The organism is Paenibacillus sp. CCS19 (genome assembly GCF_033239625.1).
Taxonomy (GTDB): Bacteria; Bacillota; Bacilli; order Paenibacillales; family Paenibacillaceae; genus Paenibacillus_T.
In genome coordinates, this window is record NZ_BTCK01000061.1 from 26,752 (window position 1) to 34,011 (window position 7,260).

The 7,260-nt window shown below is 53.9% G+C and carries 5 protein-coding genes; all 5 read right to left on the reverse strand.

What is annotated here, in order from left to right; all coding sequences use genetic code 11:
- Positions 1-33 precede the first annotated feature (33 nt).
- The 5 genes from SBI19_RS26915 to SBI19_RS26935 all read right to left on the reverse strand — a co-directional run bounded on the left by SBI19_RS26915 (position 34) and on the right by SBI19_RS26935 (position 6,978).
- The gene (locus tag SBI19_RS26915) at positions 34-918 is read right to left on the reverse strand and encodes a carbohydrate ABC transporter permease (protein ID WP_317972614.1); all 885 of its coding nucleotides are present in this window, start codon (positions 916-918) and stop codon (positions 34-36) included.
- A gap of 17 nt (positions 919-935) precedes the next feature.
- Positions 936-1,826 (reverse strand): ABC transporter permease, encoded by an 891-nt coding sequence (locus SBI19_RS26920; protein ID WP_317972615.1) that lies wholly within the window; start codon positions 1,824-1,826, stop codon positions 936-938.
- 65 nt (positions 1,827-1,891) lie between these two features.
- Entirely contained in the window at positions 1,892-3,619 is a 1,728-nt protein-coding gene (locus SBI19_RS26925; protein ID WP_317972616.1) for an extracellular solute-binding protein, read from the reverse strand.
- 189 nt (positions 3,620-3,808) lie between these two features.
- Complete coding sequence (locus tag SBI19_RS26930) at positions 3,809-5,209, reverse strand: response regulator (protein ID WP_317972617.1); 1,401 nt, start codon at positions 5,207-5,209, stop codon at positions 3,809-3,811.
- Positions 5,206-6,978 (reverse strand): sensor histidine kinase, encoded by a 1,773-nt coding sequence (locus SBI19_RS26935; protein WP_317972618.1) that lies wholly within the window; start codon positions 6,976-6,978, stop codon positions 5,206-5,208. Before SBI19_RS26935 ends, SBI19_RS26930 begins: the two co-directional genes overlap by 4 nt.
- Positions 6,979-7,260: the final 282 nt, after the last annotated feature.

A 7,260-nucleotide genomic window follows, 5' to 3' on the forward strand; every position in this document is an offset into this window, starting at 1 on the left:
CGTTTATGTCCTCCTCTATCCCTTGAGCCGAAACTATCCCTTAACCGAACCAAGCGTAATGCCTTTGACAAAATACTTCTGCAAAAACGGATAAATCACGAGCAGCGGCAGCATGGAAATAAAGATCTTCGCCGAGTTAAGCGTCTGGTTGGACAGGTCCGACATCCGCTTCACCGTCTCCTCATCCATCTTCGTCGGGTCGATCACGACCGCAACTTGCCGTATATACGATTGCAGCGGATAATGCTCCGCTTTATTCATCAGCACAAGCGCTTGGAAGAACTCATTCCAGTGGTACACGATCGTGAACACCATAATCGTCGCGAGCACCGGCACCGAGAGCGGCAGGCAGACGCTGAACAGAATGCGCCAAGGACCCGCACCGTCGATCATCGCCGACTCTTCCATCTCCTTCGGCATATTGCGGAGGTAGTTCATAACGAGAATGACGTTGAATACCGGAAGTCCGCCGCCAAGCACCAAGCCCCAAATGTTATTGATCATGCCAAGCGACTGCATCGTCAGATACCAGGGCACCAAGCCGCCGTTGAACAGCATCGCGAACACGAGCAGCCACATGATGATATTCCGCGGCTTGAACTCCTTGGACGACTTCGACAGCGGGTACGCCATCAGCAAAATAACGAAAAATGCGATCACTGCGCCATATACGACCCGTTGGATCGAGATCCAGAACGATTGGAAGAACTGATCGTCCTTCATAATCGTCGCGTATGACCCCCATGTGAATCCTTTGGGCCACAAGAACACTTGCCCTGCTGCCGCCGACGCTTTGTCGCTCAGCGAGATGGACAACGTGTACCATACGGGAAGGAGGCACAACAGCATCATAACGATTAACAGCGCGAGATTCAGACCGTTGAACAATCTGGATGTAATCGAGCGTTCCGTAACCATGTCGATCGACCTCTCTATTAGAAAATTCGATAATTCGCGAATCGATAAGCGAGCGTATACGAAATCGTGATGAGCACAAGTCCGACAACCGATTTCAGCAATCCGACAGCTGTCGCAAGTCCGTACTGGAAGTCAATCAAGCCTGCACGGTATACCCACGTATCCACGATATCGCCCGTCGAGTAGACGGATGGATTGTACATGTTGAAGATTTGATCGAAGCCTGCATTCAGAATGCTGCCCAGGCTGAGCGTCGCCAGCAGCGCCGCTACCGGAATAATGCTCGGAATCGTAATCTTGATCAGCCGCTTCCACTGGGAAGCGCCATCGACGGCCGCCGCCTCATACATCTCAGGGTTGATCGCGGTCAGTGCCGAGAAGAAAATAATCGCGTTGAAGCCGAATTCCTTCCACACATCGCTGCCGACGACGAGCGCCGGGAAGATGTGCGCATTGCCGAAGAACATAATCGGTTCCAGCCCGAGGCCCGAGAGCACCTGATTGACTGGACCTGAATACGAGAAGATGTCCAGCATCATGCCTGCCACGATAACCCAAGACAAGAAGTGCGGCAGGTACACGATCGTCTGAACGGTACGCGTCAGCAGCCGATTCTTCACCTCGTTAAGCATGAGGGCGAAGACGAACGGCACGACGAGGTTACCGACCATTTTGGCAAAAGCGATCAGAACCGTATTCCGGAACACGATCTTGCTGTCATCGAGCTCGAACATGTATTGAAAGTTCTCCATCCCCACCCAAGGGGATTTCCATATGCCCACGCCCGGATTAAATTCCTTGAACGCCGTCAGGACGCCGTACATGGGATAGAGATTGAATAAGGCCAGCCAGATCAGACCGGGAATCAGCATGATATAAAAATGTTTCGAGAAGCTCTTAGGTATCATCCGCTCTCCACCTCCACTACTGTGAGAAAAGCAAGACGAGCGACAAGCGCTCGTCTTGGTCGTCCCTATTTCAGCTCGTTAACTTCTTCCGTAATCTTGTCGCCGCCTTGATCCTTCCACTTCGAGACGAACGCATCGAACGCACTGATGTCGTCCGTACCCATGATGATCTTGAAGAACGTCTCGTCTTCGAGCTTCTTGAGGTTCGTCCAGCGGGATTCCATCGTCTTCGTCTGAGCGGTTGCAATACTGCGTACCCAGTTGATGTCCGCGTCGACGAACGTGGAGCCGCCGTTCAGATGGGCATAGATGTGCGTGAAGAAGCCTGTATCCGCCTGCTGGTCGAAATATTGAATGTCGTAGTTGTCGACTGGATCTTTCTTGATCGCTTTGGCATGCGTTGCCATCTCATAAGCCCAGCCATAGTTGATTTGGTCGAAGTCCTCGAGCTTGATCTCGTCCTTGAGGAATTTGCGCAGGTTGTTGACCGCATATTCCAGCTGGTCGCCCGCTCCGAGAATGAGGAACAGCGGCACCTCTTGAGAAGTCATTTCTTTGCCGGCCGTCAGCGTCTTGTACTCTTCGTCCTTGCCCCATTTGTGCAGCGTCGTCATTTTGATCACAGCCTCTGGGTGCTTCGCCTTCTTGCTTACGACGATATAGCTCGAGCCCGTTGCTTGGTTGGAGTTATATTTGCCTGCCGCGTCGAGCGGTGCGATGTACGGTCTCCAGTTCGCATTCGGATCGTTCTTCATGGAGTCCGCCAAGTTATACGCCGACCACCATGGACCGAAGAAGATGCCGGTCTGACCGCTTGCAACAACCTCCGCCGTCGATTTGCGAATGCCAAGCTCTTTGTCTAGAATGCCTTTCGCGTACCAGTCCTTCATCATGGCGAGCGCATTCTTCGTCTCTTCCGTGATCGAGCCGTATACCGCGTTGCCGTCTTTATCCTTCACCCAGATGCCCGGGAAAGCGTCATTCGCGAAGAACAGCGGCGCGAAGTTGTACCAGTGGTCCGTGGATGCCAAGAAGTTGGACGAGAGCGAACCGCCCTGCTGCGTACCGACGATGCCGACCGTTTTGTCGCCGCCCATTTTGTTATCGATGAACGCTTGCGCGATCTTGCCTAGGTCATCAAGCGACTTCGGCGCTTCCAGGTTCAGCTTGTCGAGCCAATCCTTACGAATCCAAGTCATTGGCGCCGATGGCAGGGTCGTCTCTGGCAGCGCATACAATTTGCCGTCGAACGTGACGCTGTCGAGCAGACCAGGGTTGGAATCGTATACCGCTTTCAATTCCGGACTTGCATATTTGTCATACACATCGCTCAGGTCCGCAAGCTGGCCGGCCTTCACCATCTGGCGAAGCTGCGTTTCGTTGACGACGAGCGCGTCAGGCAGATCGTTACTCGAAATCGCGAGGCTGACTTTCTGTTGATAGTCGTTGCCCGATGCGGCTTCCCATGCGTGCTTAATGACGATGTTGTACTTGTCTTTCAGCCAGCGCGTGTACACGTTATCTTCCGCCGTATCCGTGCCGTCGTACTTGTAGTTCGGATCGATCGCGCGGCCGATCGACACTTCCGTCGGCTCTGCGAATTTGGCGAATGGATCAATGACTTCCTCTGCCGCCGTCTCTTCCTTAACTGGCGTCGTCTCTGTCGTCTTGGTGTCTGTGCCGCTGTTAGACGATGCTGCATCTTCATTGCTCTTGTTATCGCTGCCGCCGCATGCCGTTACGCTCGCGGCTACAACAAGCAGTGCTAATCCGGACAAAATAGCCTTCTTCATATGCATCCCCCTTGTATCGTCTTCGCTTGTGTTCTTTGACAGTTCCCATCTTAGCACCGTATCCGCTGTGCCTGAGATAGAGCGCCCTCCGCAATGAGGGTAGAACTTTGTTGCCGCTATACAAAAAGCGTGCGAAAACTGTCTACCCTGTTTTCGCACGCCTTCTACCCTATTGGCTGCCATATGCCGCTATTTGCGCTGACCTTCCGCCGATTGCTGCCGATACTCGCTCGGCAGGATGCCTGCATGCTCCCGGAATAAGCGGCTGAAATATTTCTCGTCGCTGTAGCCGATCTGCTCCGCGATCCATTGAATGGTCCTAGTCGTGCTGCGCAAGTACTCCTTCGCCCGCTCGATGCGAATGTCCCTCACATAGTCGGTGTACGTCTGACCGACGTATTGCTTGAAGCATTGGCTGAAGTAGCTGCCGCTCATATTGACCAGCTGGGCGACCTCCGCCGAGGAGATCGGATTGCTGATGTTCTGCTGGACGAGGTTCATCGCCTTCACGATGCTGTTCTGAATCTCCGGGGAGAACAGCGGCTTCGCGGCCGCGCGGCTGATCCGCTCTCTAACCTGCAGGAGCCATTGCTCGAAGCTGTACCAGCTCGCGAAGAAATCTTCGATCATGATAGGCTCTGCCAGAATCGCCTGATACAGTCGATTCCACTCATCGGATAGCGAGTAGAAAATACGGGCGAGCCGGACAGGCGGCAGCTTGAGCGCCTTCAGCTCCGTTAACTGCGCTTGGAACACAGCGTCCGCGTAGATCCAGTCCGCAGCGCCCCACTTCTCCTTGATCTGATCAAGCGGCGGGCTGTCGATCTCCTTGTCCTGGGCCTCGGCGTAGACGGCCGCATCGATCTGGATCGGCTCGGCTGTCAGCGCATGATGATCGTAGAATAAGTCCTGCCTGCCGTATGCGCGAACGAGCTGGAGTATCGACTTGCGGTCCATGCCGTCGAGTCCGACAAAATGTACATGAGCAGCGCTCGGGTGCTGCGATGCGTTCGAGGCAGCTCGTGACTTGGACTGTGGCTGCTGCTCTGCGTTGGTGTACCAGATGCCCGGTTCCGCTTCCACGGCTTCAGCCGGAATGCCGAGCTGCACTGCTTCATCCTCGGGATGAAACGCATAGTAGACGTGCAGCGAGCCTTTCGCTGCGAACGCTCCTTCTTCCGGCTGGGCAGCCTTGCTTCTCGCCCCAGCCTTGCGATCCATCAGCTTCACGATGCGCCCGAGCACCTCCTCGAACTGTTCTTGTTCGAGCTGTGTTTTGGCAATATAGTCAATCGCACCTAATCGGAGCGCTTCTTGGATATATTCGAAATCTTGATGCAGCGAGAGCACGACGATCTGCATATCGGGATACTGATCGCGAACGATTCGGATGAGCTCGATGCCCGACATAACGGGCATCGCAAGGTCGGTGATCAGCAGATCGACAGGGTTCTGCTCAAGAAATTTCAGCGCATTCTCGCCGTTGTTTGCTTCGCCCACAATCTCCATTCCGCATGCCTGCCACGGCATGGAGGAGATGAGCCCTTTGCGTACCAGCTTATCATCGTCAACAATTAACACTCGAATCATAAGGGTTGTTCACCTCCGGCTGCTGTCTCTTTCGTAGAAGGAAGGGCAAGCGTCTTGGCCGGCAGCGGCAGGCGGAGCGTCACGACCGTTCCTTTGCCCGGCTCGCTGCGGATCTGCAGTCTCGACTCGTCGCCGTAGTTCGCTTTAATGATGCGCTTCACATATTTCATGCCGATGCCCATACCCGCCTTGTGCCCATCGTCGGTGGCCTCGTTCAGCAGTTGATCGATCGTTTCCTTGGACATGCCTGCACCGTTGTCTTGAATCGTAATTTGCAGGCCGTCCTCTTGCAGCGCTGCGCCGACATAGATGTATCCGTCATCGCTGACGCCGTGATAAAGCGCGTTCTCAACGATCGGTTGGAGCAGGAAGCGCGGACTCTGGATGGCCAAGCTTTTCTCATCCACATCGATATCGACGTCGAATCGGAAGTCGTATCGAATTTGTTGCAGCTGGAGGTATTCCTTGAGCGCTTCGATCTCGTCGCCGATCGTCGATGTCTCGCCCATTTTGCCAAGATTATAATAGAGGAGCTTATTCAAGCTGAGCACCAGCTTGTCGATGTCCTTCTGACCGTTCATGACGGCGAGCCAGTGTACCGTATCGAGCGTGTTCATGAGGAAGTGCGGATTGATCTGGTAGAGCAGCTTCTCGACCTCCAGGTCGGCGCGCCGCTTCTCCTTCTGCTCGACCTCTTCATACAGTGCCCATATCTTGCCCTTCATGCTGCGCGTCTGGTAGAGCAGATAATCGAACTCCGGTATGTACGTCTTCTCATTGTGTTCCTTATCGTTCGAGTCGATGAGCGACTTGATCTCCTTGTGGAACTTGTCGAGCGGCCGGTATACCATCTTCCACAGCAGCCAAGCAAAGAAGAGCGCGACGATCATGAACAGGAGGAAAATGCCCGAGATTTGCAGCAGCCAACGGTTCCGCTCTTGATTGAGCTCCTTCTCCGGCACAATGCTGACGATGCTCCAGCCTTGGTTGCTCACTTCCTTGTTCCAGAAGTAGCCGCCGGAGTAGCCCGACTTCACGTCGGGATCGGTCACGGGGAACATCTGCTGTACGGTGAAGTCCTCTGCTGCCTCGCTGAAGGCGATGCGGCCGGATGGATCGAGCAGCAGCAGCCTGCGCGAGCTGTCCTTCCGATTCTGCGGGGCGAACAACGATGTCAGCGCGTTGCGCCCGGACTCGATGTACAGATAGATATCTCGGTCCAGCAGACTCACCTTGCGCATAATGCTGAACACGTATTGATTGATCGAGCCGTTGTAGCTCAGATGCGGCCCGTAGTATTGAATCTCCGAGAAGTCCGCGAGCAGCGGCAGCGATTCGGGCTTGAAGTCGCCGCGAATGCGGAAATTCTCGAACGAGTATTGCTCGGAATTAGGATCGTAGTACATCATCAGCCCGATGTTCGGGTTGGAGAAGGTGATGATGTTGAGCTCGCTGCGAATCTCGTTGTTGAGGCGCAGCTTCTCGTACGGCTCCTTCGCCTCCCCTAACTGCTCGAGCAGCTTGATCGTGCCGCCGCCGTAAGCGAACTGTTGGGAGACGTGATTAAGGTTGTTAAGCATATTCTCGAGCGTCATGAGATCCTGCTTCAGGTTGCTCTGCAGGGCGCTTTCGACTTTATTGCCGATGATCGAATCGATCGTATAGAAGGAAATGAAGCCAAGACAAATAAACGGGGTTAAGCTGCTGATCAGGAAGATGACGATAATCCGGTTCTTGAAGGTGATGTTGTTCAGCCATTTGATCGGCATAGGCGCGGACGCTCCACCCTTTCTCTAGTTCATCTTTTGCTGACTGCGGATTGCGGAAGCGGGGACAAAATCCGCCCATTCTATCATAGCTTGAAACGGCGGGGTTGAGGTAGGACGATTATCTTGAGATGGGTGGGGGGATTTTTAGAACGCTGGTGATGGAGCAGTGTAGGTTAATGGCTTAGACGCTAAAACGATCTGCGCATGCGAATGTTCTTACGATCGCTGATATGAACGAAACTTGTCAACCCTACGCTATAACTGGTGTTTCAGAATACAAAA

What these genes read in the sequence shown, in the direction of transcription:
- SBI19_RS26915 (WP_317972614.1), bottom strand. Translation starts at nt 918, where the DNA reads ATGGTTACGGAACGCTCGATTACATCCAGATTGTTCAACGGTCTGAAT.
- SBI19_RS26920 (WP_317972615.1), bottom strand. Translation starts at nt 1,826, where the DNA reads ATGATACCTAAGAGCTTCTCGAAACATTTTTATATCATGCTGATTCCC.
- SBI19_RS26930 (WP_317972617.1), bottom strand. Translation starts at nt 5,209, where the DNA reads ATGATTCGAGTGTTAATTGTTGACGATGATAAGCTGGTACGCAAAGGG.
- SBI19_RS26925 (WP_317972616.1), bottom strand. Translation starts at nt 3,619, where the DNA reads ATGAAGAAGGCTATTTTGTCCGGATTAGCACTGCTTGTTGTAGCCGCG.
- SBI19_RS26935 (WP_317972618.1), bottom strand. Translation starts at nt 6,978, where the DNA reads ATGCCGATCAAATGGCTGAACAACATCACCTTCAAGAACCGGATTATC.